The sequence below is a fragment of the Actinoplanes sp. NPDC051411 genome, from assembly GCF_040682075.1.
Lineage (GTDB): Bacteria > Actinomycetota > Actinomycetes > Mycobacteriales > Micromonosporaceae > Actinoplanes.
Map to the genome: position 1 here is coordinate 1 of NZ_JBFBAD010000043.1, position 25,818 is coordinate 25,818.

Below are 25,818 nucleotides of genomic sequence, written 5' to 3' on the forward strand. Positions count from 1 at the left end.
GCGGGCCGGCAGGCGAGCGGGCCGGCAGGCGAGCGGGCCGGCAGGCGAGCGGGCCGGCAGGCGAGCGGGCCGGCAGGCGAGCGGGCCGGCAGGCGAGCGGGCCGGCAGGCGCGCGGGCCGGCGCTCGGGCGCGCGGGCCGGCGCTCGGGCAGGCGGGCCGGCGCTCGGGCAGGCGGGCCGGCGCGCGGGCAGGCGGGCCGGCGCGCGGGCAGGCGGGCCGGCGCTCGGGCAGGCGGGCCGGCGCTCGGGCAGGCGGGCCGGCGCTCGGGCAGGCGGGCAGGCGCGCGGGCCGAGCGGCGGCAGCACGGACGGGGCCCGCTTGAGATCGGCACGCGGAACAAAGTGGCTCGGGTGCGGACCGGGTTGGGGTGACCATGCAAGGTCCGCGGGGCGCGGCGGGGAGCCGGTGCGGGCAGCTGGGTGGCGGGCACACGGGCCTCGAGCGCCGTTCACCCGCGTACATCCAAGGAGTCAGGCGCCGCGGCGGTGTTCGAAGATGAGGTAGGTCTCGGTGCCGGCTATGAGGCGGGTGCCGCTGAGGCGGTCGGTGATGACCGTGCGGAGGTCGTCGACGTCGGCGGCGGCCACGTGGAGGAGGAAGTCGTAGGAGCCGGAGACGAAGTAGACGTCGCGGACGGCTGGGATGCCGGCCAGGGACTCGGCGAACTTGCCGATGGCGTCGCGGGATTCGGAGCGGATGCGGACGGCGATCATTGCCTCGATGGGGCGGCCGATCCAGGCCGGGTCGACGTCGGCGTGGAAGCCGCGGATGGCGCCGATCTCGCGGAGGCGGCGGATGCGGGTGAGGCAGGTCGAGGGGGCGATGCCGACGCGCTCGGCGAGGGCGTTGTTGGCCATGCGGCCGTCAGCCTCGAGCAGGGTCAGTAACTCTCTGTCGATCGGATCGACACTTCGAAGATCCTTCGGTACGTCGGTCATCGGACCCTGTCTTTTCGCATCTTCTTCGTTGCGGTAGTAGGCCGCAGAATCTTCTGCGCCATTGTTGCGCCCGCGCAGCACATCGTTTCACTCTAACCATCAGAGAGCAACGTCGCTCCCGTTACGGAGAGGGAACAAGCCCATGCGGATCGGTGTGCCGTCCGAGGTCAAGAACCACGAGTACCGGGTGGCGATCACCCCGGCGGGAGTCGCGGAGTTCGTGCGCCGCGGTCACCAGGTGCTGATCCAGGCCGGTGCGGGGGCCGGGTCCGCGATCGCCGACGACGACTTCGCCGGTGCGGGCGCGACGATCATCCCGGATGCGGACAGCGTGTGGGCGCAGGCCGACCTGCTGCTCAAGGTCAAGGAGCCGATCGCGCAGGAATATCACCGGCTGCGCGCCGGGCAGGTGCTCTTCACCTACCTGCACCTGGCCGCCGACGCCGAGGGCACCAAAGCTCTGATGAACAGCGGGACGACCGCCATCGCGTACGAGACCGTGCAGCTGGCCGACGGTTCGCTGCCGCTGCTCGCGCCGATGTCCGAGGTGGCCGGGCGGCTCGCGCCGCAGGTCGGGGCGTACAGCCTGATGCGCAACAGCGGCGGCCGGGGCGTGCTGCCGGGTGGCGTGCCCGGTGTGGCGCCGGCCAAGGTGACGGTGATCGGCGGTGGCGTCTCCGGGGTGAACGCGGCGACGATCGCGCTCGGGCTGGGCGCCGAGGTGACGATCCTCGACCTCAACATCAACCGGCTGCGGCAGATCGACGCCCAGTTCGGCGGGCGGGTCAAGACGCTGGTGTCGTCCGCCTACGCGATCGAGCAGTCGGTGCTCGAGGCCGACATGGTGATCGGCGCGGTGCTCGTGCCGGGCGCGAAGGCCCCCAAGCTGGTCAGCAACGACCTCGTCAAGCGGATGAAGGCCGGCTCGGTGCTGGTCGACATCGCGATCGACCAGGGCGGCTGCTTCGAGGACTCGCACGCGACGACCCACGAGGACCCGATCTACCGCGTGCACGACTCGATCTTCTACTGCGTGGCCAACATGCCGGGCGCGGTGCCGAACACGTCGACGTACGCGCTGACCAACGCCACTCTGCCATACGCCCTGCGGCTGGCCGACCTCGGCTGGGAGGCCGCGCTGCGCGCCGACGACGCCCTGGCTCTCGGCCTGAACGTGCACGCCGGGCAGCTCACCAATGCTTCCGTCGGTGAAGCGCTGGGCCTCCCTTCGGTCGAGGTCGACGCCGTCCTCGCCTGACCCGGCACCAAAGCCGCCCGGGGTTGTCACAACCCCGGGCGGCCGCGTCTCACAGGTAGTGGTTGATCTGCGTCAGGTCGGCCTCCGAGAGCCGGTCGGTGCTGGTGTTGCGCTGGTGCCAGAACGGGTAGCTCAGCGGGGTGCTGCTCACGTCGTCGAGCGCCTTGACCTCGTCGGCGGTCAGCACCAGGTCGGCCGCGGCGAGGTTGTCGCGGAGCTGTTCCGGCGTGCGGGCGCCCACGATGATCGAGGTGACGGCGGGTTTCTGGGCGATGTAGGCCAGGGAGACCTGGGCTGCCGAGACGCCGTGCGACTCGCCGATCTTCACCGCGAGCTCGATCGTGTCGTAGAGCTTGTCCTCGTCGTGGACCGGGGGCTCCGACCACTCGGTGAGGTGACGGCTGCCGGGCGGGGCGTCGACGCCGCGACGGTATTTGCCGGAAAGCAGGCCGCCGGCGAGCGGGCTCCAGACCAGGATGCCGACGCCCTGGTCGACCGCGGCCGGGACGATCTCGGTCTCGATGTCGCGGTTCTGCAGCGAGTAGTAGAGCTGGTTGCCGGCGAACCGCTCGATGCCCAGCCGCTCCGAGAAGCCGAGCGCCTTCATCATCTGCCAGGCGCCGTAGTTGGAGCAGCCGATGTAGCGCACCTTGCCGCTGCGGACCAGGTCGTCGAGCGCGCTCAGCGTCTCCTCGAGGGGCGTCTGCCCGTCCCACTCGTGCACCTGGAAGAGGTCGATGTAGTCGGTGCCGAGGCGGCGCAGGCTGGCCTCGGCGCCACGGATCACGTGGTGGCGGGAGAGGCCGGCGTCGTTCGGGCCGTCACCCATCGGCATGCGCACCTTGGTCGCGATCAGCCACTCGTCGCGGGTGGTGCCGAGCGCCTGGCCGAGGATCTCCTCCGCCAGGCCTTCCGAGTAGACGTCCGCGGTGTCGATCATGTTGACGCCCGCGTCCTTGGCGATCGCGATCTCCTCGCGGGCGCCGTCCACGCCGATCGTGCCGACGGGGGTGGCCCAGCCGGTGCCGCCGAAGCCCATCGTGCCGAGGGTGAACGTCGAGACCCTCAGACCCGTACGGCCAAGCTGCCGGTACTGCATGTGTTGATCCTTCTCTCCGGGATAGTCAGCGGGTTCCAGCCAACTCCAGAGGTGGGCCCTTGTCTACCGGATCAACATCACTGGCGGCCTCGGCGTTTCTTGACCACCGGGGGCGGAACCGGGCTGGTCAGACGGGTGGGCCAGGTGAACTCGACCGTGCCGGTCGCGGTGTAGGCGTCGGCCAGGGCGGCCAGGTCGGCGGCGGCGGCGCGGAACTCGTCGTCGGAGCAGGGAAACGGGTCGGTCGTGAAGGCGTGCCAGGCTTCCCTCGCCCGGGGCAGCGGGTCGGTGTGGTGTTCGACGCCCTGGTGCATGACGCCGGCGATCAGCTCGGCCCGGCCGAGTTCGGCCTTGTTGGCGGCCAGCAGGCGTCGGCTGCGCTCGGCGGCGTCGTGGCGGGGGCGGCGGCCGGCGACGACGCGCATGTTGTCGAAGACGCCGCCGCCCGCGATCGAGCCGAAGACGCCCCGGGAGAGGCCGAGGGCGCGCTCGGTCACCGCGTGGGCCAGGTCGTGGGGCACGCGGAAGGTGCGGTCGTAGCCGGGCAGTTCGAGCACCACGCCGTCGTCGCGCCGAATGGTCGCGCACGTCGAGCCGGTCGCGGCACGGGTGACGGTCACGTGCATGGGCCGATCGTCGCAAGACCCGGCCGGCCCGGCCATCGATTTACCCGCCCGCCTCGAGCACCTCTCTGAGCTTGGCCAGGTCGGCGGCGACGGCCGCGGTGTCACGGTCGAAGTCGGCGTCGGAGATGTCGCCGAACCGCCGCACCGCGAAGGTGATCTCGCAGCCGTCGTCGTAGGGGACGACGCGCATCGGGTTGTAGAAGGTGTCGCCGCTCGGGAACGTGACCCGGTGGTCGAGCACGCCCAGGTCGTTGGCCTCGACGAATTCGAAGCGCAGCTTGCCCTCGGGCGACTCGATGATCCACTCGTCGTCGACCAGCTGGATCGAGCTGCCGAGGCCGGACGACCAGCGCGGGAGGTTGGCCGGGTCGGCGACGAACGCGTAGACCTCGGCGGCGGGACGGGCGATGCGTTCGCCCAGGTGCCGGGTGGAGGAAGGCATGACGGCATCCTGCCAAAATTCGCCGCCGCCCGTCGGCCCCGGCCGGGCGTCAGACGGCGCCGGGGACGTAGTTCTCGAGCAGCGCCGGCGTCAACCCGGCCTTCTTGATCGCGCGGAGGGCGGCCAGGAAATCCTTCACGAACGCCGGCCGGAAATGCATCAGGATGATGTCGCCGGGCTGGACCCGGTTGCCTTCCTGGAAGCGCACGATGCCCTTGTCGACCGTCTCCTTCCACATGAAGGCGGCCTTGATGCCGCAGCCCTTGGCGACCCGCAGTGTGGTGCTGTCCTTGTCGCCGAACGGCGGCCGGAACAGCAGCGGCCGACGGCCGTACCACGTGCCGAGCTGGTCGGCGCCGTCGCAGATCTGGCGGTGCTGGAACTCCTCGCCCCGGCCGCTGAGCTCCGGGTGGGTGATCGTGTGCGCCTCGATGACCGCGCCGTACAACCGAAGGTTGTCGAAGAACGGCACGTTGTCGTGGATGGCGTCGGTGGTCAGGAACAAAGTGACCGGGATGCGCGCGGCGGCCAGCAGCTTCGGCGCCTCGGCCGGCTTCAGATAGCCGTCGTCGATCGTCAGGAACGCCACCGGCTGAGTGACCGGGACCCGCGACAGAAACGGCACCTGGTCGCCGGGCGGCAACGTGATCGGCTCGGGCGCGGGCGGCAGTCCGAACTGCGGCACATCGGAAAGCTTCCAGCCGACCGGCGGCGGCTGAGAGGGCGGAACGGGGCGCGTGCCCGCCGTCGGCGCGACACTGACGGCACTGACCACGGGCACCGGAACCGCCGTCGCAGGAGCCGCCGCCGGGCCGCAGCCCGCGAGCGACAGCAACACGAGCACGGCACAGCACGCGCCGAACCGAAGACGACGACGCTCATCAATCACGCGGGCACCCTACGGGATGCCCGCAATGTCAACTCGCCAGGCGGAAGACCTCCGCGTGGACCTGCCGCGACGGCACCCCAAGACCGCGAAGACCGCGGAGGACGGCCTCGGTCATCGGCAACGGTCCACAGACGTACGTGTCCCGCTCGGTCACGTCCGGAACCATCCGGCGCAGGTTTTCCGGGCTGAACGGGTCGAACGGCGGCGACCCCGCCCCCGTCCGCCCGGTGACCAGGTGAAGCCGGGCACCGCGCGCCGACGCCAGATTGCGCAACTCGCCCAGCAGCACCGCCTCGGCCTCGTCCCGCACCCGGTAGAGCACCACGATGTCGCCGGTCATGTGCTCATCCTCGAGCAGCGCCCGAATCGGCGTGACACCGATGCCGCCCGCGATCAACAGCGCATCGGGCCGAGTGCGCTGGTCAGCGGTGAACGCCCCGTACGGTCCCTCGGCGAAGATCTTCGCCCCGACCTGAAGGTTCCGCAGCGAGCGGCTGGTTTTCCCGATGCCCTTGGCGGTCAGCCGAAGGTTGCGGCCGTCGGGGGCCGCCGAGAGCGACCACGGGTTGACCTGGAACCAGCCGTTGTCACCCGGGAAACGCCACAGGAAGAACTGGCCGGCCCGCGCGTTGAGCCGGCCCAGGTCGTGGCCGGTCGCATAGACCGAGACGACGTCGCCGGCCTCGGGCACGACCGCGGCGACGGTCAGCCGGTGCCGGGCGTTACGAACCAGCGGGACGATCATCCGGCCGGTGATCAGGGCGCCGATCGCGAACGCCCAGAGCGCCCACCAGTAGAGCTGGGTCAGGGCGTTCGTCTTGAAGGCGCTGCCCTCCGACAACTGGTGCAGGATCGCCAGGACGATCACGACGTAGACGACGAGGTGGAGAGCGTGCCACGCCTCGTACGGAAGTCGGCGCCGTGCGAATCGCACGGAGAAGAAGCCGGTGATCAGAACCAGGGCCGCCGCGACCATCCCGAAAAGGACCGGGGTCTGCTTGGCCAGATTGGAAAACTCGCCGAAGAACGAAATCTTGTCAAGCTTCGAGTAGCCGAGCAGCACAAACGTGGGGTGCAGCAACACCAGCCAGAAAAGCGTGAACCCGGTCCGCCGGTGCCACGTGGTCAGCCGGTCCATCCCGACCCGACGGTCGAGGAAAGGCAGCCGGGCGATCAGCAGAAGCTGCATGGCCATCACGAACGCCAGGTGCAGCCCGAGAAAACGCCCGACCGCGGTCAGCGTGTTGTGTGCCGGCGGGCTGGCGGTGAAGTACATCCCCTCGACGATCGCCAGATTGGCGACCACGAACACGGCGGCCACCACGCGGGCGGTGCGTGCCGGCGAGGTGGCGGTGCTGGTCTGAGGCACTGTCGCGGTCATCCGAACTCCCGGGAGTCGACGTTGCCAGCGTGTACCACTCCTAGCGGTGGTTGGTTCGTGTGTGCAATCGCACAGCCGACAACCGCGGAGATACTTCGCACCGGCAATAATGTCCCCGCGCCCGGGCGGTCCGGGCCGGGGAAGGAGCGAACGAATGGCGAAGGCGGCGGCCGAGCCGGATGGCCCGGGCACGGTTGAGGCGGAAGCCCCGACGCAGCCTACCGCCCTGTCGGAAGCTAACGTACCGGCAAAACCGCTCCCCGAAGATTCGGCGACACCCCCATCGGCCGGGCCTTCGAAACCGGCGGGCGCCGAGACGGGTACGCGGCCCGCGTCGCCAACAAAGGCAAGCCCGCCGTCATGGCCTCCGAAGGCGGAGGCCGCGGCACCGACGAAGCCGGGCCCGCCGTCATGGCCGCCACGGGCCGCCCAGGCGACGTCGCCGGTGAAGGCGGCCAAGCCCGCGACACCGCCAGCGGAAACACCGGCTGCGGCGGCGCCCGCCACATCGCCAGCGGAAACACCGGCTGGGACGGTGCCCGCCAAGGACACCGCGGAGCCGACACCGGCGCAGCCCACAGCGTCGGCGGAAACGCAGCCCACGTCGCCGGCGACGACCGCGCAACCGACGGCCGTGTCGAAGGCGGCGGCGCCCGAGGGGCCACCGTCTGGCGCCCAGCCGGCAACATCCGCACCGGCAATGTCCGCGAAAGACTCCGCGGGCGAAGCGCAGGCAGGGGCGAATCAAGAAGCCGCCCCAGCCAGAGGAACCGCACGGGCGACGCCTCCGGCGACCACGAAGGCCATGACGCCCGCCAAGCCTCCTCAGGGCACAGATCCCGCGGAACCGACCGCCCCCCAATCCGGGACACCGTCGAATGCCGCAGCATCCGCGGCGCCTAAGGGGTCCCAAGGCGAGGCCTCCACTCAGACGCCGAGTGACACCCAGGCCGCAGAGCCAGCTCAGCCGCCGACTGCCACCCAGCGCGCAGCGCCAGCTCAGCCACCGACTGCCACCCAGCCCGCAGAGTCAGCGCAGCCACCGACGACCGGCCAGCCCGCGACGGGCGCAAAGGCCGCCGCAGAGCCGACACCACCGACGACTGCGCAACCCACGGCGCCGGCAAGGGGCACCGCACGGGCGACACCACCGACGACCGCAAGGCCCACAGAACCCACGAAGGCCAGCACATCCGCGACGCCGCCGGAGGCTGCCCATGACCAGGCTTCCACCCAGCCACCGCCTACCGCCCAGCCCGCAACCCCCAAGGAACCACCGACTGCCGCCCAGCCCAAAACCCCGGCGGAACCGCCGAGCGGCGGCCAAACCACAGCACCGGCGAAGGGCACCGCGCGGCCGACGACGGCACAGCCTGCGGCAGCGGCGAGAGCCTCCGCATCCGTAACTCCGCCGAAGCGCGCCGAACCCTCGAACGCGGCAGCTGCCACCGAGCCGCCGACCGCTGCCCAATCCGCAGCGCCGGCGAAGGATGCGCCCCCAACACCGCCGCCCGCTACCCAGCCCGCACCACCCGCGAGGGGTTCGGCACCGGCAACACCCCCGACCACTACCCAACCTGCAGCACCTGCAAGGGGTTCGGCACGGGCAACACCCCCGACCACTACCCCAGCCGCAGCACCCGCGAAGGGCTCGGCGCGAGCGACATCCCCGACCGCCACCCCACCCGCGAAGGGCTCAGCACAGGCAACACCCCCGACCACTACCCCACCCGCGAGAGGAACCGCGCGACCCGCGCCGCCGTGGCCGGCCCAGCCTGCGGCGAGCGCGAAAGGTGCTGCGCCCGTAGCGGCTGGGCCCTCGGCACCGGCGAAGGCCGACCGGCCCGCCGATGCCACGCGGCCGATCGCGCAAACGGCGAAGGCCGCGGCGCCGTCGCCGCCGGCGGAAGCCACTCGCCCGATCACGACGGCCACCACGTCATCGGCGCCGGCAAAGGGCACCTCGCCCGCTGGCAGCAGGTCATCGTCCTCGCCCGCGCAAGGCTCCGCGCCCTCGGCACCAGGTGCGACGGCAGACACCACGCAGGTCATGGCCCTCCCGCCGGCATCCGCGAAGGCCGTGTCGCCGGCGAAGGCCATCCCGCAGTCGGACGCCACCCAGCCGATCGCTCTGCCTGCGGCCGAGCCGAAAACCAAACCGAAAACCAAACCGAAAGCCGAACCAAAGACCGAACCAGAAACCGAACCCGAATCCGAGCCGAAAACCCGGCCCAAATCCGAACCGAAGGCCGAACCGAAAGCCCCGCCCAAATCCGAGCCGACCACCGCGCCCGAAGCCGAGCCAAACGACAGGCCGAAGGACGACCCCAAGGACGGCCCCAAGGACGAACCCGAGCCCAGGCCCACGACCGCGCCGGAACTGGGAAAAGAACCGACCCCGATCACCCTCAAGCTCCACCTGACCAAGCGCCGCGCTCTCCTGCTGACCCTCATCGTGGTGCTGGCCGCGCTCACCTCCGGCGTCACCGTCCAGCTCCGTCGTACCCCTCCCCCGCCCCACGTCACGGTCACCGTCGCGCAGAGCATCAAGATTCCGGGCTCGGCGCTCAAGCTTCCGTGGCCCAAGAGCGGCTCGGCCGAGATGATGGTCGAGGGGCTTGGCCGTCTCGGTGGTGTCAACGGGAAGAAGTCGGCTCCGATCGGGAGCGTCGCCAAGGTGATGACGGCGTACCTGATTCTCAAGAACCATCCGCTGAGCGGCGACGACCCCGGCCCGATGCTCACCGTGAGCGCGGCTGACGTGGAGGACTATCAGTCGCGCATTCCGAGCGGGCAGTCGCTGGTCAAGGTCGCGACGGGTGAGCGGATCACCGAGCGGCAGGCTCTTGAGGCTTTGATGCTGCCGTCGGCCAACAATATTGCCCACATGCTCGGCGTCTGGGATGCCGGGAGCGCCGACGCGTTCATCGCCGACATGAATGATGCGGCGGCCGAGCTGGGCATGACCGGCACGAAGTACACCGACCCGAGCGGCTTTCTGCCGAGCACCGTGAGCACCGCGGCTGACCAGGTCATTCTCGCCCGGGCCGCGGTGGAGGACGAGGTGTTCGCGGACATCATCGCCGAGCCGGCGGCCACGATCCCGGTCGCTGGCAGGATCAAGAACTACAACGACATGCTCGGCCGGGACGGCGTTTTCGGCATCAAGACCGGGTCGACGACGGAGGCCGGCGGCAATCTGGTCTTCGCCAGCCGGCTCGAGCTCGACGGCCAGGTTCTCACGATTGTCGGCGCGGTCTTCAACCAGCCCGGGGAGGGCACGCCCGCGCAGCTCGAGCGGGTCAACAAGGTCGTGCACAAGCTGCTGACCTCGGTTCGGTCGGCGATCCACACCTATTCGATCATTCCCGCCCAGCCGATCGGCAAGATCACGACGGCGTGGGGCGCGGAGGCCACGGTCAGCGCGGCCTCCGCGCTGAAGGTCATCGGCTGGCCCGGCCTGAGCGTGCCGGTCAAGGTCATCACCTCGGCGCCGGGCGCCTCGGTGCGTTCCGGCCAGACCGTCGGTGCGGCCGAGGCGCGCCCCGGCCCTTCGGCTGTACGCGTCGAGCTCCGCACCGACCGCGCCGTGACCGCCCCGTCCCTCTGGTGGAGGCTGACGCGAACGCCCTGAGCCCACGCCCGCCAGTGGGTAGCGCGGCGAAACTGACTCGAACCACCGAGACGGACGGGCCGTCGCCATGCGGAAGACTGCCGCGGAAACCCTCGAAAACCCTCGGGTGGGGCCGGCGGGGTCAGTGGGCCGCGGCGTGGAGCAGCCGGTCCACGTCGGCGTCGGTGAGCTGGGCGAAGTCGTCGTACCAGCGGCCGACCGCGCGGAACAGTGGCGGCATGTGCAGGCAGACGACCTGGTCGGATTCGGCGTCGACCAGGTCGCGGGCGGCGGCGGCGCAGACCGGCACGGCGAGCATCAGCCGGGCCGGGGCGCGGAGCCGCAGCCAGCGCAGGGTGGCAACCGCCGTGACCCCCGTCGCGAGGCCGTCGTCGACGAGGATGACGGTGCGGCCGGTCATGGCCGGCAGCGGCCGGTCGCCGCGGTAGCGCCGGATGCGCCGGGCCAGCTCGGTGCGCTCGGCGGCCACGGCGCCGGCCAGGTCGGTTTCGGTCAGGCCGAGGGCGTCCAGGGCCTCGATGTCGAAGGTGGGCGGCCCGTCCTCGGCGATCGCGCCGATGCCGTACTCGGGACGGCCCGGCGCCCCGATCTTGCGGGCGACCACCACGCCGAGGTCGGCGTCGATCGCCGCGGCGACGTGGGCGGCCACCGGTACGCCGCCGCGGGGCAGCGCCAGCACGAGCGGCCGCTGGTCGGCCGCGCCCGGCGGGCACAGTCGCGTGATCTCGTCGGCGAGCTCGCGGCCCGCCTGGTCCCGGTCGGCGAAGAGCATGGCTGACCCCCTCAGAGGTAGGTGGTGAACCAGGCGGCCGCCTCCTCGGCGACCACGTCGAGCGCGCCCGGTTCCTCGAACAGGTGGGTGGCGCCGGGGACGATCCGCAGTTCGGCGTGCGCGGTCATCACGGTGCGGGCCTGCTCGTTGAGCTCGCGTACGGCCGTGTCGAGCTCGCCGACCAGCATCAGCGTGGGCGCCGTGACCTGGATCAGGGCCGGGCCGGCCAGGTCGGGGCGGCCGCCGCGGGAGACCACGGCGGCGATGTCGCCGGGCCGCCCGGCTGCGGCGACCAGGGCGGCCGCGGCGCCGGTGCTGGCGCCGAAGAGGCCGACCGGCCGGCCGGCCGTCTCCGGCGCGCCGCCGAGCCGGTCGACGATGCCGGCCAGGCGGTCGGCCAGCAGGCCGATGTCGAACCTCAGATCATGGGTACGTGCGTCGCGCACCTCCTCGTCGGCGGTGAGCAGGTCGACGAGCAGGGTCGCCAGGCCGTGCCGGTTGAGGGCCCCGCCGACCGCGCGGTTGCGGGGGCTGTGCCGTGAGCTGCCGCTGCCGTGCGCGAACAGCACGACGCCCCGGGTGTGCGCCGGCAGCGTGAGGTCGCCGTCGAGGGCCGCGCCCTCGGCGGTCCGGACCGCCATTTCCGCCATGTCGCCCTCCCCGCCTCTGAACTGCGGATACCCGGGGGTGGGCGGGGCTATACGTCTGACTTGTCGTCCGGGGTGAGAGGGCTGGCGCTCGACCGGTGCATAGGACAATGATTGCAGTGTGCAATGACTTTAGGGGGAATCATGAGCGACGTCCGGCCCGACATCCCACACATCGACGCCAGCGTGACCGCGCGCAACGTGCACGAGATCGCCGAGGCGGTGGCCGTTCCCTGCTACAACTGGGTGATCTCGCCCATGATCGCGGCGATCGACGGCATCCTGCACCTCGACCCCGACGACCGCCGCCCGGTCGAGTTGACGCCGGTGAGGCGCTGATTCCGTGCGTACGGTCGGAAAGCCGGACCCTCCCGGCGGCCTTGGCCGACGGCTGCTGAGATTGCCGATCGCGCTCTGTCACGCCGGGCTCGGCGGGGTCTTCGGGCGGCGGCTGGTGCTGGTCGAACACGTCGGGCGGCGCACCGGGCGGCAGCATGAGGTGGTGCTCGAGGTGGTGGACCGGGCCGGCGGCGCGGTCACGGTGGCGTCGGGGTACGGGCCGCGCGCGGACTGGTATCGCAACCTGCTCGCCTCGCCCCGCACGACGATGACGCTCGGCACCCACCGGCAGCCGGTGACGGTCCGGGCGCTCGACGCCGAGGAAGGCTCGGCGGTGCTGCTCGCCTACGGCCGCCGGCACCGGCGGGCGGCCCGGGTGGTCGCCCGCCGGATGGGATACGAGATCGACGGCTCCGACGCGGATCTGGCCGAACTCGGCCGCCGGCTGCCGTTCCTGCGGCTCTCACCGGCGACGGTCAGCTGAGCATGTCGTTCCACTCCCGGATCTCGTAGGCGCGGATGACGCCGTTGAGCAGGAAGGGATCGTCGGCCACGAACTTCTCGGCCGCCTCGCGGGTCGGGAAGATCGCCATGGCGCCGTGCTGCTGAGGGTCGGCGAACGTGCCGATGGAGAGGACCTCGCCCCGGTCGCGGAACTCGTGGATGCGGGCGAGATGGGCCGGGAAGTGGGCCGGTGCCTTCTGGGCCACGTCGTCGGCCGAGTGGTAGAGCATCACGTAGCGGGTCGTCATGACGCCGCCGACGCGTACGCCCGGAGCGTGGAATCCCAGGCGCCCGGATCCTCGAACGTCTTCTTCATCGCGGCCGCGTCGGCGCCGAAGGCGTCGAGGTCGCGGTGCTCGAGCCGGACCCGGGTGCGCCCGTCGCCGGCCGGCTCGAAGCGGACGTCGACGGTGGTGACCAGGTCGGTGTGGAACTTCCAGTCGGCGCCGATCTGCCAGGTGACGACGAAACGGCCGGGCGGCTCCCAGGCCACGACGACGCCGGTCGAGGTCTCGGTGCCGTCCTCGTGCCGGGTGTACCAGCGGCCGCCGGGGCGCGGTTCGATGAGCACTTCGGCGATCGGGGCCGAGCCGATGTGATGGTCGGCCGGCCACCACGAGGTCATCTCGGCGGTGAACAGTTCGAACGCGCGCTCCGGTGGGACGTCGACGACGATCTCCCGCCGGACGGCGCTATCCGTCTCGATCATGGGCTTTCTCCGGTCTGGTTTTTCGCAGTTTGGTCTTTCGCGGTCTGGTCTGTCGCGGCCCGGTCTTTCGCGGTCCGGTCTGTCGCGGCCCGGTCTTTCGCGGTCCGGTCTTTCGCGGTCCGGTCCTGGAAGGCGGCCAGCGAGCGCTCCCAGAAGGCGTCGAGGTAGGCCCGGAGCACGGCCAGCGCCTCGGGGTCGGCCTGGTAGAGGCGGCGGGTGCCCTCCTGCCGGTCGGTCACCAGGCCCACCTCCTTGAGCACCTTGAGGTGCTGGGAGACGGCCGGGCGGCTCACCGGCAGCACGTCGGCCAGCTGGCCGACGGCGAGGGGCCCGTGGGTCAGCTTGTCGAGAATGGCTTGCCGGGTCGGGTCGCCCAGCGCGCTCAACATCGCGGTTGCGTTCGTCATGGCTTACCGTAAGCTACGGCTTACCGATGGGCTCGTCAAGCCTCAACTACGGCCACGGTGCGCTGCCGGCCACTGCGGTGAAGGCGGCGATGAATCGGCTCGGGTTGGACCAGCCACAGGCGAGGGCCACGCGGGTGGTGTCGTGGCCCTCGGCCAGCAGGACCAGGGCGTGGCAGATGCGCAGCTGGGTGCGCCACTCGTAGAAGGTCATGCCCAGCTCGTCGTGAAGAGGCGGCTCAGGGTGCGGGCGATCGTGCGCAGCCGGTCGTCGTGGGGAGACGGCAGGCGGAGGGGCTGTTCGGGGGCTCGTGGAGTTCGTCGACCAGCACGCGGTGCAGGCGGGCGCGGGCGGCGGGTGGAAGTCGCGTTCGGCGGTCAGGGTCAGCAGGAGGACGCCGGCCACCTGTCCGCCCGGCCCAGGATCCGGTCGATGACGTCGAGCGCCGGCCCGGCCACCGTGGCCTTCCACAGGGCCCAGCCGCGCCCGCGCAGCCACGTCGCGTCGTCGACGCCCATACGGTTGCGGAAGGCCTCGCGGGCCGACGCGGTCAGCGAGGTCCAGGCGATCGCGAGGTCGCAGGCCGGATCGCCGACGCCGCACGTGCCGAAGTCGATGACCGCGCTGAGGGCACCCCGGTCGGCCAGCAGGTTGCCCGGGGCGATGTCGCCGTGGAACCAGACCGGCTCGCCGTGCCACGGGGCGTCGAGCGACTCCTGCCAGGAATCCGCGACGGCGCCGCGCAGGCCCGGATCGTCGAGCTTCTCGATGCCGTCCTTGATGCCCTCGTCATAGGTCTGCAGCGGGCCCCCGCGGTACCAGTTGTGCAGCCCGGGCCCCGGTCCGCCGGCCGGATCGACCCCCCGCAGTGCCGTGAGGAAATCGGCCAGCGCGTCGGCACAGGAATCGAGAGGGACGCTCACGGTTTCGCCGTCGATCCAGCGGTAGACCGACCACGGATGGGGATAATCCACGTCCGGCCGGCCCGCGGCGAGCGGAACCGGAATGGGCAACGGCAGCCTCGGCGCCAGGAACGGCAGCCAGCGCTGTTCCTTCTCGACCGCCAGGGCATAGGACGCGGCGCTCGGCAGGCGGACCAGCATGTCGGTGCCGAGGCGGAAGGTGTGGTTGTCCCAGCCTCCGCGCGGCACCGGCCGGATCGGCTGATCGGCCCAGCGGGGGAACTGCGTGTCGATCAGCCGGCGCACCAGCGGGACGCCGACGGAAAGGCGTTCGGGCAACGGTTCCACGACCGAACCCTGGCGCCGGCACGCGGCGGTGGCAAGCGAGTTTCCCGGATTCCCGGCCGAAGCCGCCGATACGACCGAGTCAGAGTCTCTTGTCCATGAGGCGGCCGGTCTCCTGGAAGCCGAGCTGCTCGTAGAGGCGGCGGGCGCCCGGGTTGTGGGCGAAGACGTGCAGGCCGATCTCGGTGGCACCCTGTTCGCGGCACCACTGCTCGGCGAGCTCCATCGTGGCGCGCCCGTAACCCTGTCGCCGCAGGTGTTCGGGGACGCCGAAGTCGTACACGTACGCGCGCCGATCGGTCAGCTTGATCCAGATGTGGCCGACCTCCTCGTCGCCGTCCCAGGCGACGAGGAGGTGGTGGTCGGGGGTCTGCCGGCCCTCGGTGAGCAGGCGGTCGCTGTCCCTCTTGGACCGCCGGACCGCCTCGTCGCGCGGGACGCCGCTCTTCTCGACGCTGGTGGCGTAGGAGTCGAGCTGCTCCTGGTAATAGGTCTGATAGCGGGCTTCGGTCATCGGCTCCAGTCGCATGCCCAGATTCTGCCGGATCGTGCCAAGGGCCCAGAGTTCGGCGACCCGGCCGTCGCGCACGCGGATCAGCTCCATCAGCTCGGGGGTGCCGGGCATGTTCTCGATCTTCGACCAGACGGCCACGCGGTCGCCGTCGCTGATCATCCGCTGGGGCACGACCCGCAGGCCGGGGAAGCGGGTGAACATCGCCCGCCACGAGTCGCGGATCGGCGGGATGCCGGTCGTGCCCAGCGGGTGGCTGCGGAAATCGGCGGTGAAGACCGTGTCGGCCGCCTCGTAGTCGCCCCGGTTGGCGGCCGCGAACATCCGCTCGACGGCGTCTCGAACTTCGCTCATCTGGTTCCTCCGTCGCTTACCGGTCGGTCGGTAAGTAGCCTGCGCTCCTTACCGACCGGTCGTCAAGTAGGGTGGTCGCCATGGCGGACACCCAGCAGCGGATCCTCGACGTGGCGCTCGAGCTCTTCGGCGAACACGGCTACGCGGGCACGTCGATCGCCGACATCACCAAGCGGCTGGGCATCAGCAAGGCCGCGCTCTATTACCACTTCACGGCCAAGGACGAGATCCTGTCCGCGCTGGTCGCCGAGCCGATGGACGCATTCCAGACGCTGGCCTCGACCGCTTCCGGGCGCCCGCTCCCCGAGCTGCTCGGCGCCATCGTCGACCACACGGCCTCGCTCTACGCGGTCAGCCGCCTGCTGGGCGACGACCCGTCGACCGCGCGGGCGATGCGGGAACGCGCGCTGCCCCAGTCGCGGGAACTCAACGACACTCTGACCTCGGCTCTGGCCGGCGGGTCACCGACGCCCCGCGCTCACGCGGCCTTCGCCGCGGTCAAAAACGGCACGCTCGCGCTCATGACGGCCACCGGCCGCCCACCAAACCCTTCCGAACGGGCCGATCTGGTTGCCGCCGCCGAGGCGGCGCTGGCCATTTCCCGTACGCGGTGAGCCCGCCCGACAAATGCGAGGATCGCCCCCATGGCGAACGTGTGGTCCGGCGTGACGATCGACTGCCTCGACACCGAGCGGGTCGCCCGGTTCTGGAGCGCCCTGCTCGATCGTGAGCCCGGGCCGTCCCGGGACGGCTGGGTCTACCTCGGCGAGCAGGGCGACCCGCAGCCCCGGCTGGTGTTCCAGCCGGTGCCCGAGCCCGCGACCGGCAAGGTGCGCATCCACCTCGACATCTCCGTCGACGACATCGACGAGGCCGTGGGGGCGGTGATCGCGCTCGGCGGGCGGGCCACCGGCGAGCGCCACGACTACGACGAGGGCGTGGTCGTCGTCGTGACCGATCCCGAGGGCCACGAGTTCTGCCTGGTCCACTACTTCGACTGAGGAATTCGCGTTGCCGGGCACCGCGCCGGCCGATAGCGTCTCGCCCATGTTCTCGCCCCGCGACGTTTAGCGGCCACGCTTCGACACGCGGGTGGAGTCTGCCCTTTTCCGGCGTGTCTTCCGTGTCCCTGGCCGAAGCTCAATCGTCGACCGGAGTCCGCGATGGACAGTCTCACCGTTCTGCCGCCCCGCCACGACTTCCGCCTGCTGCTCGGCGGACGGCTGGTCTCGCAGCTGGGCGACTCACTCCAGTTCCTGGCCCTGCCCCTGCTGGTAATCGCCCTGACCGGGTCGTCGAAACAGGCCGGCCTCCTGCTCGGCCTGCAAACCCTGGTCGGCCTCGTGTTCGGCCTGCTCGCGGGCGCCCTGGCCGACCGGTGGAACCGCAAGACAACGATGATCTGGTGCGAGATCGGCCGCGCGGTGATCACCGCCGGCGTCCCGGCCGCCGCGCTGTTCGGAGTGCTGGGAATGCCGCAGCTCTATGCCGCCGCGGTGCTCAACGGGGCGCTCAGCACCCTGTTCGGCGCGGCGAACAGCTCGGCGCTGCCCAACGTCGTCCCCCGCGCCGCCTTGCCGCGGGCGCTGGGAACGATCGGCGCGATGTCCAGCGCGCTCCGCATCGCCGGTGCCGCCGTGGCCGGCCTCGCCTACGCCGTCGGCCGCATGTTCCCGTTCGCCGTGAACGCGGTCTCGTTCCTGGCGTCGGCGGCAACCCTGCGGGCCATCCGGGCCGACTTCCAGCCGGCCCGGACCGCTTCGCACCCGACTCTCGTGACCGACATCGGCCACGGCCTGGCATGGCTGTGGCGCCAACCGGTAATCCGTACGCTGGCCGTGCTGGACGCGGCCGACGGCCTCCGCTTCGGCGCCGGCTACCTGCTGATCATCGTGCTGGCCCAGGGCCTGCACGCCAACCCGGCCCAGGTCGGCCTGGTCTTCACCGGCGCGGGAGCCGGCGCCCTGCTCGGCAGCCTCCTGGCCCCCGGCCTCACCCGGCGGTTCTCGCTCGGCGCCCTGTCGATCACGATGCTGTGGATCGAGGCGCTTGCCTTCCCGTTCTACGCCCTGGCACCGACGTGGTGGCTGCTCCTGGTCGTCGCGTTCGCGGAGTCAGTGGTCGCCCCGGTCTACAACATCGCCCTCGACACCTACCGGCTGGCCGTCATCCCCGACGCCCTGCGGGGCCGGATCACCAGCACCATCGACACCCTGACCACCGGCGCCGCCGCGATCGGAACCACCGCCAGCGGCACCCTGATCGCCCTGCTCGGCGCGCCGGCCCTGACCTGGATCCTGGCCGGCTGGCTCACACTCATCGCCATCCTGGCGACGCTGAGCAGGTCAGTCCGCGCAGCATGAGCCAGCCGCCAGCCGCCAGCCGCCAGCCGAGGTCGGCCGCCAGCGGGGGTCAGCTGAGGCCACACTCCACTGCAGCCATGCTCAGCGTCTGGCCAGAGTCGGCCGACGGCCAGAGGCAGCGGCCGGCAACAGTCAGCCGACCCAGCGCCAGCCGGCCACCAGCCAGCGCAAACCGACCGCCAGCGCCAGCCGACCGGCAGCGCCAGCCGTCAGCTGACGGCCAGCGTCAGATAGGCGAAGCCCAGGAAGCCGCGGTGGCCTCTCAACCACATGCCGCGCTGGGCGTCGAGCTTTTCGCGGACGGTGGCCGCCTCCGGATGGGCCGGGTGGGAGGCCAGCCACTCCTCCACGTCGGCGGCCAGGCCCGACTCGAAGTCCTCCCACTCGGCGGTGGAGGCGGTCTGGACCTGCAGGGGGCGGAAGCCGGCCACGATAGCCTGGTCGACCAGGCCGGCCAGGTCGGTGCAGTCGTCGAGCGACGCGCCCGGCCACATGCCGGCGAGACGGTCGGCCGGTGGGGGCCGCTCCCAGAATTCGGCGCCGAACAGCAGCCGGCCGCCGGGGTTCACGCGGGAGTGCAGCGCCTTCAGCGCCTCGGCGACGGTGCCGAAGGCGTGGAACGCGCCGATGCTGATGACCACGTCGGCCGGGTCGGGGTGGGACTCGGCCGGGCCCTCGACGAAGGACACGCGGTCGGCCAGCTTGCGGGCGGCCGCGTTGGTGCGGGCGCGGGCCAGGTCGGGCCCGTGGACTTCGACGCCGGTGCCGGTGGCGACCGGGGCGGCGGCCAGGAGGCGGAGCAGGAGTTCGGCCCAGCCGCAGCCCAGATCCAGAATCGTCGCCGGTGACGGGGCGGCCAGCGAAGTCACCAGGCGTGCGGCACGGTCCTCGGACAGCGGCGAGTTGAAGTCGAGGCGAGAACCGTTGCCCAGCGCGGGTGGTGAGGTCATCCGCGCATGGTGGGCGCCCTGGTCCGGAGAGCGCAACCGATTAGCGCGCGGGGACGCATCCGGTCTTTGGGAGCGCAACCGATTACGCAGGTCGCCCGGCCGGGGTGAGCGGTTTGGGCGCGCCAGCGCCCTGCTCGGCCCGGCCGGGCCCTCGGCGGGAGCGGCGGTCCGTCACCACCCACCCCGCTACGACATCTTGTTCTTTAAGGCTGGCTGAGGCTCGGCTTGCCGTCCTCGACGTGGCCGACCAGCCGCCGGGCGTAGGTTTTGTCGAGGTCGCCGGCGAGGGCGACGTCGTACCAGCCGTCGCGGAGGCGGACCTTGTGGACCTGGCTCTGGCCCGGGTTGAGGCGGACCACCGTGCGGTCGCCGGTGTAGGCGTCGGTGAGGATGACGCGGGCCGGGCGGGCGGACGGGTTGGCCAGGGTGATGTGGTCCTGGCGGACGGTGGCGTCGACGCCGGCGCCGCGGAAGTGGCGGAGGAAGCCGTTCGGGCCGTGGACCGTGACGTCGGCCTCGGACGGCCACGAGCCGGTCAGGTGGGTGCGCGGGGCGGCCGTGAAGGTCTGCGGGTCGGCGCCGGGGCGGGTGACGTGGAAGACGGCGCCGATCGGGCCCTTGCTGGCGAAGGTGATTTCCAGTTGGGAGCCGTGGTAGTGGGCGTCCGCGGCCACGTCGTAGGGCACCGGGCGGGTGGGGCGGCGGCCCGGTTCCTGGTGCGGGAGTTTCGGGTCGGTGGGTGGCGTCGGCACGTAGTCGGGGTGGCGGACGCGGTCCGGCGGCTCGTAGCCGGCCGTGTCGGGCAGGTGGGGCGGGGTCGTGCGGGTCTTGCCGAAGTCGAACGCGGTGGTCAGGTCGCCGGAGACCGCGCGGCGCCAGGCCGAGATGTTGGGCTCGTGGACGCCGAACCGCTTCTCCATGAACCGGATGATCGACGTGTGGTCGAAGACCTCGGAGCAGACGTAGCCGCCGGTGCTCCACGGGGAGACGACGACCATCGGGACGCGGACGCCGAGGCCGTAGGGGCCGGGGGTGAAGGCGGGCTCGTCGAGGAACTCGCCGGCGGTCGACACCGTGGACTGGCCGGCGGTCGGGTAGCCGGGGACCATGTGGTCGAAGAAGCCGTCGTTCTCGTCGTAGGTGACGAACAGCGCGGTGCGCGCCCAGACCTTGGGGTCGGCGGTCAGCGCGTCGAGGACCTGAGCGACGTACCAGGCGCCGTAGTTGGCCGGCCAGTTCGGGTGCTCGCTGTAGGCCTCGGGGGCGACGATCCAGGAGATCTGCGGCAGCTTGCCGTTGACGACGTCGTTTCGCAAAGGCGCGAAGAAATCGCTGCCGGAAGTTCCGGTACGCGCCTTCTCGTACAGGGGGCTGCCCGGCTGCGCGTTGCGGTAGTTGTCGAAGTAGAGCAGCGAGTTGTCGCCGTAGTTGCCGATGTAGGCGTCCTGCGTCCAGCCCCAGGAGCCGGCCGCGTCGAGTCCGTCGCCCTGGTCCTGGTAGATCTTCCAGGAGACGCCGGCCTTTTCGAGCCGCTCGGGATAGGTCGTCCAGTTGTAGCCCAGCTCGTCGTTGGTGACGACCGGGCCTCCGCCCTGGCCGTCGTTGCCGACGTAACCGGTCCACATGTAGTAGCGGTTGGGGTCGGTCGGGCCGAGCAGCGAGCAGTGGTACGCGTCGCAGATCGTGAAGGCGTCGGCCAGCGCGTAGTGGAACGGGATGTCCTCCCGCGTCAGGTACGCCATCGTGGTCGGCGTCTTGGCCGGCACCCACCGGTCGTAGCGGCCGCCGTTGAACGCGTCGTGCCCGTCGTTCCAGCCGTGCGCCAGGTCCTGGATGAACTGCAGGCCCAGGTCGTCGGCCTCGGGGCGGAACGGCAGGATGCCGTCCTGGTGCCACACCGACTGGCCGTCCGGGAGGGTCACCGGCGTGCGGTCGCCGAAGCCGCGCACCCCGCGCAGCGAGCCGAAGTAGTGGTCGAACGACCTGTTTTCCTGCATCAGGACGACGATGTGGTCGATGTCCTTGATGCTCCCGGTGCGGCGGTCGGCCGGGATGGCCGCGGCGCGCGCGATGCTGGGTGACAGGGTGGCCATGGCGGTGGCACCACCGGCCAGCGCCAGGAATCCACGGCGGTTGATCGGGCTCATGGCCGCCATTCTTCTCCCGGCGATCGCAAACAGGGGGCGACCCGGAGAAGAACTGATCGAGTCAGGTCACTGTCCGGCGATCATCGGGAAGGCGGCGGGTGATGCCGCGTTTGTCGAGGAGTTCCAGCAGGGGAACCGCTACCCGGCGGGTGGTGTTGAGAGCCTGACGGGCTTCGCTGAGAGTGAAGGGTGTGGATATCCGCGACAGAACGGCCGCCGCGGTTTCGACGGCGTCGGCGCGGAGCACGACCTGCGGGGCGAGCTGGATCAGGAGTCCGGTGCGGACCGCGGCGGCCAGTTGACGGGGGCCCAGCCCCAGGGCCGTCAGGTCGTTGGCCTCGGGGGCGGTGTGGGCCGGCAGGCCGTCGAAGGCTTTGCCGATCAGCGCCTCCAGGTCGGACATGTCCGATCTGCCGGCGGAGACTCGTCCGTTGCGCAGGATCAGCGGCGGGCGGATCAGGGCCTCGGTCAGGGCGCGGTCCGGCAGTTCGAGTCGGTGGCGGAGGGCGTCGACGGGCATCCCCGGCTCCAGGGGATTGGCCTTCTGATAGTCGGCCACCTGCCGGCCGGCCCGCTCGGACAGCTCGGACCAGAGGTCGGGGGCGACGAACCAGCCCGCGACGGTCGGCGGCGACGACAGCGGAACTCCCATCGCGGCCAGGTCCCCGGCGCGGATCAGCCGCCGCCGGGCCACCTCGCCGGCCAGGTCCGGGACACCGTCCATTTCGGACAGAACGGCGGCCCGGGCCGCGGCGGATCCCCGCCGGCTCAAACCTGGGGGTACGCAGTCGAGCACCGTCACACCTCCGGCGACGTGATGCTTCCCGGGGTCGCGGAGAAGACCCCGGTCCCCGATGCGCAGGGGCAGTGGCCTCGCGAGTCGCAGCCGGGCGGTGTCCTCGCCGAGGGGCCGGACGTGGACCGGAACCGCGGCCGATCCGATGTGGAAGGTGATGGTCGCGGGCAGGTCGGCGGCGGGATCGCCGTGCACCCGGACGTCGATCAGGTCGGTGCCGCGGAACTGGCCGGGGCTCAGCAGCGCGTCTCCCCGGCCGACGGCGTCCTTCTCGACGCCCCGCAGGTTGACCGCGACCCGGGCCACGGCCGCGACCTCGGGCTCGGGCGCGCCCATGCTCTGCAACCCGCGGGCCCGGACCGTCCGATCGCCGAGCACGAGCTCGTCGCCGGTTCTGATCCGGCCCGCGCCGAGGGTGCCGGTGACGACGGTGCCCGCGCCCTTGACGGTGAACGCGCGGTCGATCCAGAGGCGGACCGGGGCTTCGATCTCGGGGCCGGGCAGGGTCGCCAGGAGTTCGTCGAGCTCGGCCCGCAACTCGTCCAGGCCGGCGCCGGTCACGCCGCTCACCGCCACCGCGGGCACGTCACCGAGGGCCGTCCGCGCGATCTCCGCCCGCGCCTCGGCGATCGCGGCCGACGGGTCGGCGAGGTCGCTTCGCGTCACGACCAGGAGACCGTGCCGCACGTCCAGCGCGGCCAGCGCGGCCAGATGCTCGGCCGACTGCGGCATCCAGCCCTCGTCGGCCGCGACCACGATCATCGCGGCCGGGACCGGCCCGACCCCGGCCAGCATGTTGGGCACGAACCGCTCGTGCCCGGGCACGTCGACGAACGCGACCGTCACCCCCGACGGCAGGGTCGTCCAGGCGAAGCCCAGGTCGATGGTCATGCCGCGGCGGCGCTCCTCGGCCCAGCGGTCCGGCTCCATGCCGGTCAGGGCCCGGACCAGCGTCGACTTGCCGTGATCGACGTGGCCGGCGGTGGCTAGGACGTGCATCGCTGGATGGCCTCGACGACGTCCCGGTCACGGTCCGCCGGCACGCAGCGGAGATCGAGCAGGAGGCGCCCGCGCTCAACCCTCCCGACGATCGGCGGCGTGCCTTCCCGCAAGCTTTTCGCGTACGCCTCCGGCAGTGAGAGCGACCACGACGGGAGCGCGACCTCGGGCGCCCCGCCGCCACCCACGACGGCCTCGGTTTTCTCGAGGGTGATGTCCTCGACCGCGAGCATCGCGATGAGCCGTTCCGTGCGGTGTTTGAGGGTTTCGGGCGGCATCCGCAACGCTTCCCAGGTGGGGGTTTCGGGGCCTTCGAGGGTGGCCTGGAGCGCGGCGAGGGTGAGTTTGTCGACCCGCAGCGCCCGGGCCAGGGGATGCCGGCGGAGCTTCTCGATGAGGGGCCCGGTGCCGAGCATCAGGCCGGCCTGGGGGCCACCCATGAGTTTGTCGCCGCTGGCCGTGACCAGGTCGGCGCCGCTGGTCAGCGTCGTCGCCGCGTCGGGCTCGTCGGGCAGGAGCGGGTCGGGCCGCAGCAGGCCCGAGCCGATGTCGGCGACAATCGGGACACTCAGGTCTTTCAACGCGCTTATCGCGGCGCCGCTCGTGAAGCCTTTGATCACGAAGTTCGACGGATGGACCTTGAGGATGAATCCGGTGTCGCGATTTATCGCGTCTTCATAGTCTTTGCGCGACGTGCGGTTCGTGGTGCCGACCTCGTGGAGCCGGGCACCGGTCGACGCCAGCAGGTCGGGCAGGCGGAAACCGTCGCCGATCTCCACCATCTCGCCGCGGCTGACAATGATCTCCTTGTCGCGGGCCAGCGCGGTCGCGGCCAGCACCAGGGCGGCCGCGCCGTTGTTGACCACGTGGACGCCGCCCGCCTCGGGGACCGTCGCCGCGAGGGCTTGGACGGCACCGCGCCCGCGGCGCGCCCTCTTTCCCGTGCCCAGGTCGAGCTCGACGTCGGTGTGGCCGCTCGCCGCCGCGACCGCCTCCCGCGCCGCATCGGACAGTGCCGCCCGGCCCAGGTTGGTGTGCAGGACGACGCCGGTCGCGTTGAGCACCGGACGCAGGCCACCGGCGGTCCCCGGCAACGCGGCGACGGCCGCCGCGGCGACCTCGCCGGGAGCCAGATCACCGTCGCGGACCCGCTGCTGGGCGGCGGTCACGGCCGCCTTGACGACGGGCCGCCCCAGGCGGTCCGCGGCTTCCCGCAGGCGCGGGTCGTTCAACACCACATCCGTACGCGGCACGAGCCGTCGCGCATCCGTCGTCACACCCGTACGTTAATCCCGTCGACATCTCCCCCGCCGTTTGACAGGTTCGACCGGTGTTTCCCGTTGACGCACCGCTGGCCCGGCAGCTGATCGACACGCAGTTCCCGCAATGGAGTGGGCTGCCGCTCCGGCGCCTCGACCCGGCCGGATCCGACCACGTGATCTATCGGCTGGGGGCGGAGCTGTCGGCCCGGTTCCCGCGGCACCCGGGTGCGGTCGGTCAGGCGGCCAAGGAGGCGGCGTGGCTGCCGGTGCTGGCGCCGCATCTGCCGCTGACCGTGCCGGTGCCGGTCGCGGTGGGTCGGGCCGACTTCGGCTATCCGTGGTCGTGGGGCGTGCCGCGCTGGTTGCCGGGGACGTCGGCCGAAGGGCTGGGCGGTTCGGTCGAGACCGCTCTGACACTGGCCGGCTTCCTGTCCACTCTGCAGAGCCTGCCCGTTCCCCCGCCGGCCGACGATTGGCCGGACGCCGGGCCGCTCGCGGGCCGTGACCCGGACACGGACGCCGGGCCGCTCCCGGGCCGGGAACTGGACGCGGACGCCGGGCCGCTCCCGGGCCGGGAACTGGACGCCGGGCCGCTCGCGGGTCGCGATGAGGTCACGCGGGCGGCGATCACGGAGCTGGCCGGGTTCTTCGACGCCGCGGTGCTGACCCGGGTGTGGGAGGAGGCCCTCGAGGCCCCGCCCTGGGGCCGCGCGCCGGTCTGGTTTCACGGCGACTTCCACACCGGCAACCTGCTCGCGGCCGACGGCCGGCTGAGCGCGGTCATCGACTTCGGGGGCCTCGGCGTGGGCGATCCGGCGACCGACCTGCAGATCGCGTACACCCTCCTGGAACCGGCCCCGAGGGCCGCCTTCCGCGCCGCGCTCGATCTCGACGAGGCCACGTGGGCCCGCGGCCGCGGCTGGACCCTGACCGGCGGCCTGCTGGCCCACCGCGCCTACGCCGCCGGCGACGCCCGCATCGCCGCGCAGACCACCCGCCAGATCACCGCCGCCCTGGCAGACGCCGCTCCAGCAGCTGGCCATGCCACGGGCCGTCCGGCTTATCGACGGTGAAAGTCTGGGTGGCCGTGAAGCCCTGCCGCTCGTAGTAGTGCACGAGGCCGCCGCCGTTGCCCGCGTAACAGTCCAGGCGCAGCAGCCCGACGCCGCCCGTGACGGCCAGGACCCGCGCATGCTCGAGCAGCAGGGAGCCGACGCCCCGCGCGGCATCCGAGTGGTCGGTCACCAGCAGCTTGACGAACAGCTCGGGCTCGCTCGGCGCCGGCACCGGCTCGGACGACTGCCCGACGACCAGCACCCCGACGGTCCGGCCGGCATGCTCGGCGACGAAGAACCCGGCCGAAGCCGCGTACTCCTCGGCCAGCGCGACCGTCTCCGGAACCTCGGAGAACGGCGTGCTCCCCCACTGCCCGGGCTGCCCGCGTGCCACCAGCCACCGAACCGCATCGTCGAACACGGTGAGCACAGCACCGACGTCGCCCGGCCCACCCGGCCGAATCATCAACGAACGCATCGACGGATAGTA

At 71.7% G+C, this 25,818-nt stretch carries 28 protein-coding genes; 8 read left to right on the plus strand and 20 right to left on the minus strand.

The features are described from left to right. Nucleotides 1–471 precede the first annotated feature (471 nt). On the minus strand, nucleotides 472–939 hold the full coding sequence (locus AB0M88_RS23765) for an Lrp/AsnC family transcriptional regulator (RefSeq protein ID WP_364105658.1): 468 nt from the start codon (nucleotides 937–939) through the stop codon (nucleotides 472–474). Between the two features lie 142 nt (nucleotides 940–1,081). On the opposite strand from AB0M88_RS23765, the gene ald reads away from it, so the two are divergent. Then, the gene (ald, locus tag AB0M88_RS23770) at nucleotides 1,082–2,197 is read left to right on the plus strand and encodes an alanine dehydrogenase (protein WP_364105660.1); all 1,116 of its coding nucleotides are present in this window, start codon (nucleotides 1,082–1,084) and stop codon (nucleotides 2,195–2,197) included. 49 nt (nucleotides 2,198–2,246) lie between these two features. On the opposite strand, the gene AB0M88_RS23775 is transcribed toward ald, so the two are convergent. The 6 genes from AB0M88_RS23775 to AB0M88_RS23800 all read right to left on the minus strand — a co-directional run bounded on the left by AB0M88_RS23775 (nucleotide 2,247) and on the right by AB0M88_RS23800 (nucleotide 9,040). Continuing rightward, on the minus strand, nucleotides 2,247–3,296 hold the full coding sequence (locus tag AB0M88_RS23775; protein WP_364105662.1) for an aldo/keto reductase: 1,050 nt from the start codon (nucleotides 3,294–3,296) through the stop codon (nucleotides 2,247–2,249). 77 nt (nucleotides 3,297–3,373) lie between these two features. Further along, nucleotides 3,374–3,922 carry a hypothetical protein gene (locus AB0M88_RS23780; protein ID WP_364105664.1) on the minus strand — a complete coding sequence of 183 codons (549 nt, stop codon included), beginning with the start codon at nucleotides 3,920–3,922 and terminating at the stop codon, nucleotides 3,374–3,376. Between the two features lie 40 nt (nucleotides 3,923–3,962). Beyond that, nucleotides 3,963–4,364, minus strand: a complete 402-nt coding sequence (locus AB0M88_RS23785) for an SRPBCC family protein (protein WP_364105666.1) — start codon at nucleotides 4,362–4,364, stop codon at nucleotides 3,963–3,965. A gap of 49 nt (nucleotides 4,365–4,413) precedes the next feature. Then, the gene (locus AB0M88_RS23790) at nucleotides 4,414–5,049 is read right to left on the minus strand and encodes a polysaccharide deacetylase family protein (RefSeq protein WP_364105668.1); all 636 of its coding nucleotides are present in this window, start codon (nucleotides 5,047–5,049) and stop codon (nucleotides 4,414–4,416) included. A 232-nt stretch (nucleotides 5,050–5,281) separates the two neighbouring features. After that, complete coding sequence (locus AB0M88_RS23795; protein ID WP_364105670.1) at nucleotides 5,282–6,634, minus strand: ferredoxin reductase family protein; 1,353 nt, start codon at nucleotides 6,632–6,634, stop codon at nucleotides 5,282–5,284. Between the two features lie 999 nt (nucleotides 6,635–7,633). Further along, entirely contained in the window at nucleotides 7,634–9,040 is a 1,407-nt protein-coding gene (locus tag AB0M88_RS23800; protein ID WP_364105672.1) for a hypothetical protein, read from the minus strand. 52 nt (nucleotides 9,041–9,092) lie between these two features. On the opposite strand from AB0M88_RS23800, the gene AB0M88_RS23805 reads away from it, so the two are divergent. Continuing rightward, the gene (locus tag AB0M88_RS23805; RefSeq protein ID WP_364105674.1) at nucleotides 9,093–10,268 is read left to right on the plus strand and encodes a D-alanyl-D-alanine carboxypeptidase; all 1,176 of its coding nucleotides are present in this window, start codon (nucleotides 9,093–9,095) and stop codon (nucleotides 10,266–10,268) included. A 121-nt stretch (nucleotides 10,269–10,389) separates the two neighbouring features. On the opposite strand, the gene AB0M88_RS23810 is transcribed toward AB0M88_RS23805, so the two are convergent. Further along, complete coding sequence (locus AB0M88_RS23810; RefSeq protein ID WP_364105676.1) at nucleotides 10,390–11,040, minus strand: phosphoribosyltransferase family protein; 651 nt, start codon at nucleotides 11,038–11,040, stop codon at nucleotides 10,390–10,392. A gap of 11 nt (nucleotides 11,041–11,051) precedes the next feature. Beyond that, entirely contained in the window at nucleotides 11,052–11,690 is a 639-nt protein-coding gene (locus tag AB0M88_RS23815; protein WP_364105678.1) for a dienelactone hydrolase family protein, read from the minus strand. Nucleotides 11,691–11,831: 141 nt separating this feature from the next. On the opposite strand from AB0M88_RS23815, the gene AB0M88_RS23820 reads away from it, so the two are divergent. Next, nucleotides 11,832–12,026 carry a hypothetical protein gene (locus tag AB0M88_RS23820; protein WP_364105680.1) on the plus strand — a complete coding sequence of 65 codons (195 nt, stop codon included), beginning with the start codon at nucleotides 11,832–11,834 and terminating at the stop codon, nucleotides 12,024–12,026. A gap of 61 nt (nucleotides 12,027–12,087) precedes the next feature. After that, nucleotides 12,088–12,510: a nitroreductase family deazaflavin-dependent oxidoreductase gene (locus AB0M88_RS23825; protein WP_364105682.1), complete on the plus strand. Its 423-nt coding sequence runs from the start codon at nucleotides 12,088–12,090 to the stop codon at nucleotides 12,508–12,510. On the opposite strand, the gene AB0M88_RS23830 is transcribed toward AB0M88_RS23825, so the two are convergent. The 6 genes from AB0M88_RS23830 to AB0M88_RS23855 form a co-directional block, all read right to left on the minus strand. Next, nucleotides 12,503–12,778 carry a YciI family protein gene (locus tag AB0M88_RS23830; RefSeq protein ID WP_364105685.1) on the minus strand — a complete coding sequence of 92 codons (276 nt, stop codon included), beginning with the start codon at nucleotides 12,776–12,778 and terminating at the stop codon, nucleotides 12,503–12,505. The genes AB0M88_RS23825 and AB0M88_RS23830 overlap by 8 nt on opposite strands. Further along, nucleotides 12,775–13,239 (minus strand): SRPBCC family protein, encoded by a 465-nt coding sequence (locus AB0M88_RS23835; protein WP_364105687.1) that lies wholly within the window; start codon nucleotides 13,237–13,239, stop codon nucleotides 12,775–12,777. The genes AB0M88_RS23830 and AB0M88_RS23835 overlap by 4 nt, the downstream gene beginning before the upstream one ends. Further along, the gene (locus AB0M88_RS23840; RefSeq protein ID WP_364105689.1) at nucleotides 13,236–13,646 is read right to left on the minus strand and encodes a metalloregulator ArsR/SmtB family transcription factor; all 411 of its coding nucleotides are present in this window, start codon (nucleotides 13,644–13,646) and stop codon (nucleotides 13,236–13,238) included. Before AB0M88_RS23840 ends, AB0M88_RS23835 begins: the two co-directional genes overlap by 4 nt. A gap of 46 nt (nucleotides 13,647–13,692) precedes the next feature. Next, nucleotides 13,693–13,857, minus strand: a complete 165-nt coding sequence (locus AB0M88_RS23845; protein WP_364105691.1) for a helix-turn-helix domain-containing protein — start codon at nucleotides 13,855–13,857, stop codon at nucleotides 13,693–13,695. A 170-nt stretch (nucleotides 13,858–14,027) separates the two neighbouring features. Then, nucleotides 14,028–14,894 carry an aminoglycoside phosphotransferase family protein gene (locus AB0M88_RS23850; protein ID WP_364105693.1) on the minus strand — a complete coding sequence of 289 codons (867 nt, stop codon included), beginning with the start codon at nucleotides 14,892–14,894 and terminating at the stop codon, nucleotides 14,028–14,030. A gap of 79 nt (nucleotides 14,895–14,973) precedes the next feature. Further along, nucleotides 14,974–15,756 (minus strand): GNAT family N-acetyltransferase, encoded by a 783-nt coding sequence (locus tag AB0M88_RS23855; protein WP_364105695.1) that lies wholly within the window; start codon nucleotides 15,754–15,756, stop codon nucleotides 14,974–14,976. A gap of 80 nt (nucleotides 15,757–15,836) precedes the next feature. Between AB0M88_RS23855 and AB0M88_RS23860 the strand changes: the two genes are divergently transcribed. From AB0M88_RS23860 to AB0M88_RS23870, 3 genes are all read left to right on the plus strand, one after another. Further along, complete coding sequence (locus tag AB0M88_RS23860) at nucleotides 15,837–16,370, plus strand: TetR family transcriptional regulator (RefSeq protein WP_364105697.1); 534 nt, start codon at nucleotides 15,837–15,839, stop codon at nucleotides 16,368–16,370. A 30-nt stretch (nucleotides 16,371–16,400) separates the two neighbouring features. Further along, nucleotides 16,401–16,757, plus strand: coding sequence for a VOC family protein (locus AB0M88_RS23865; protein WP_364105699.1), 357 nt, complete (start codon nucleotides 16,401–16,403; stop codon nucleotides 16,755–16,757). 162 nt (nucleotides 16,758–16,919) lie between these two features. Continuing rightward, the gene (locus tag AB0M88_RS23870) at nucleotides 16,920–18,119 is read left to right on the plus strand and encodes an MFS transporter (RefSeq protein ID WP_364105701.1); all 1,200 of its coding nucleotides are present in this window, start codon (nucleotides 16,920–16,922) and stop codon (nucleotides 18,117–18,119) included. Nucleotides 18,120–18,328: 209 nt separating this feature from the next. Here AB0M88_RS23870 and AB0M88_RS23875 read toward each other — a convergent pair whose 3' ends face one another. The 4 genes from AB0M88_RS23875 to selA all read right to left on the minus strand — a co-directional run bounded on the left by AB0M88_RS23875 (nucleotide 18,329) and on the right by selA (nucleotide 24,288). Next, complete coding sequence (locus tag AB0M88_RS23875) at nucleotides 18,329–19,069, minus strand: methyltransferase (protein WP_364105703.1); 741 nt, start codon at nucleotides 19,067–19,069, stop codon at nucleotides 18,329–18,331. 203 nt (nucleotides 19,070–19,272) lie between these two features. Continuing rightward, nucleotides 19,273–21,216 (minus strand): phosphocholine-specific phospholipase C, encoded by a 1,944-nt coding sequence (locus AB0M88_RS23880; RefSeq protein ID WP_364105705.1) that lies wholly within the window; start codon nucleotides 21,214–21,216, stop codon nucleotides 19,273–19,275. Nucleotides 21,217–21,277: 61 nt separating this feature from the next. Then, entirely contained in the window at nucleotides 21,278–23,011 is a 1,734-nt protein-coding gene (gene selB / locus AB0M88_RS23885; protein WP_364105707.1) for a selenocysteine-specific translation elongation factor, read from the minus strand. After that, nucleotides 22,999–24,288 (minus strand): L-seryl-tRNA(Sec) selenium transferase, encoded by a 1,290-nt coding sequence (gene selA / locus AB0M88_RS23890; protein ID WP_364105709.1) that lies wholly within the window; start codon nucleotides 24,286–24,288, stop codon nucleotides 22,999–23,001. Before selA ends, selB begins: the two co-directional genes overlap by 13 nt. A gap of 53 nt (nucleotides 24,289–24,341) precedes the next feature. Between selA and AB0M88_RS23895 the strand changes: the two genes are divergently transcribed. Further along, nucleotides 24,342–25,346, plus strand: a complete 1,005-nt coding sequence (locus tag AB0M88_RS23895; protein WP_364105711.1) for an aminoglycoside phosphotransferase family protein — start codon at nucleotides 24,342–24,344, stop codon at nucleotides 25,344–25,346. Here AB0M88_RS23895 and AB0M88_RS23900 read toward each other — a convergent pair. Further along, complete coding sequence (locus AB0M88_RS23900) at nucleotides 25,276–25,806, minus strand: GNAT family N-acetyltransferase (protein WP_364105713.1); 531 nt, start codon at nucleotides 25,804–25,806, stop codon at nucleotides 25,276–25,278. The two genes, AB0M88_RS23895 and AB0M88_RS23900, sit on opposite strands and share 71 nt — an antisense overlap. Nucleotides 25,807–25,818: the final 12 nt, after the last annotated feature.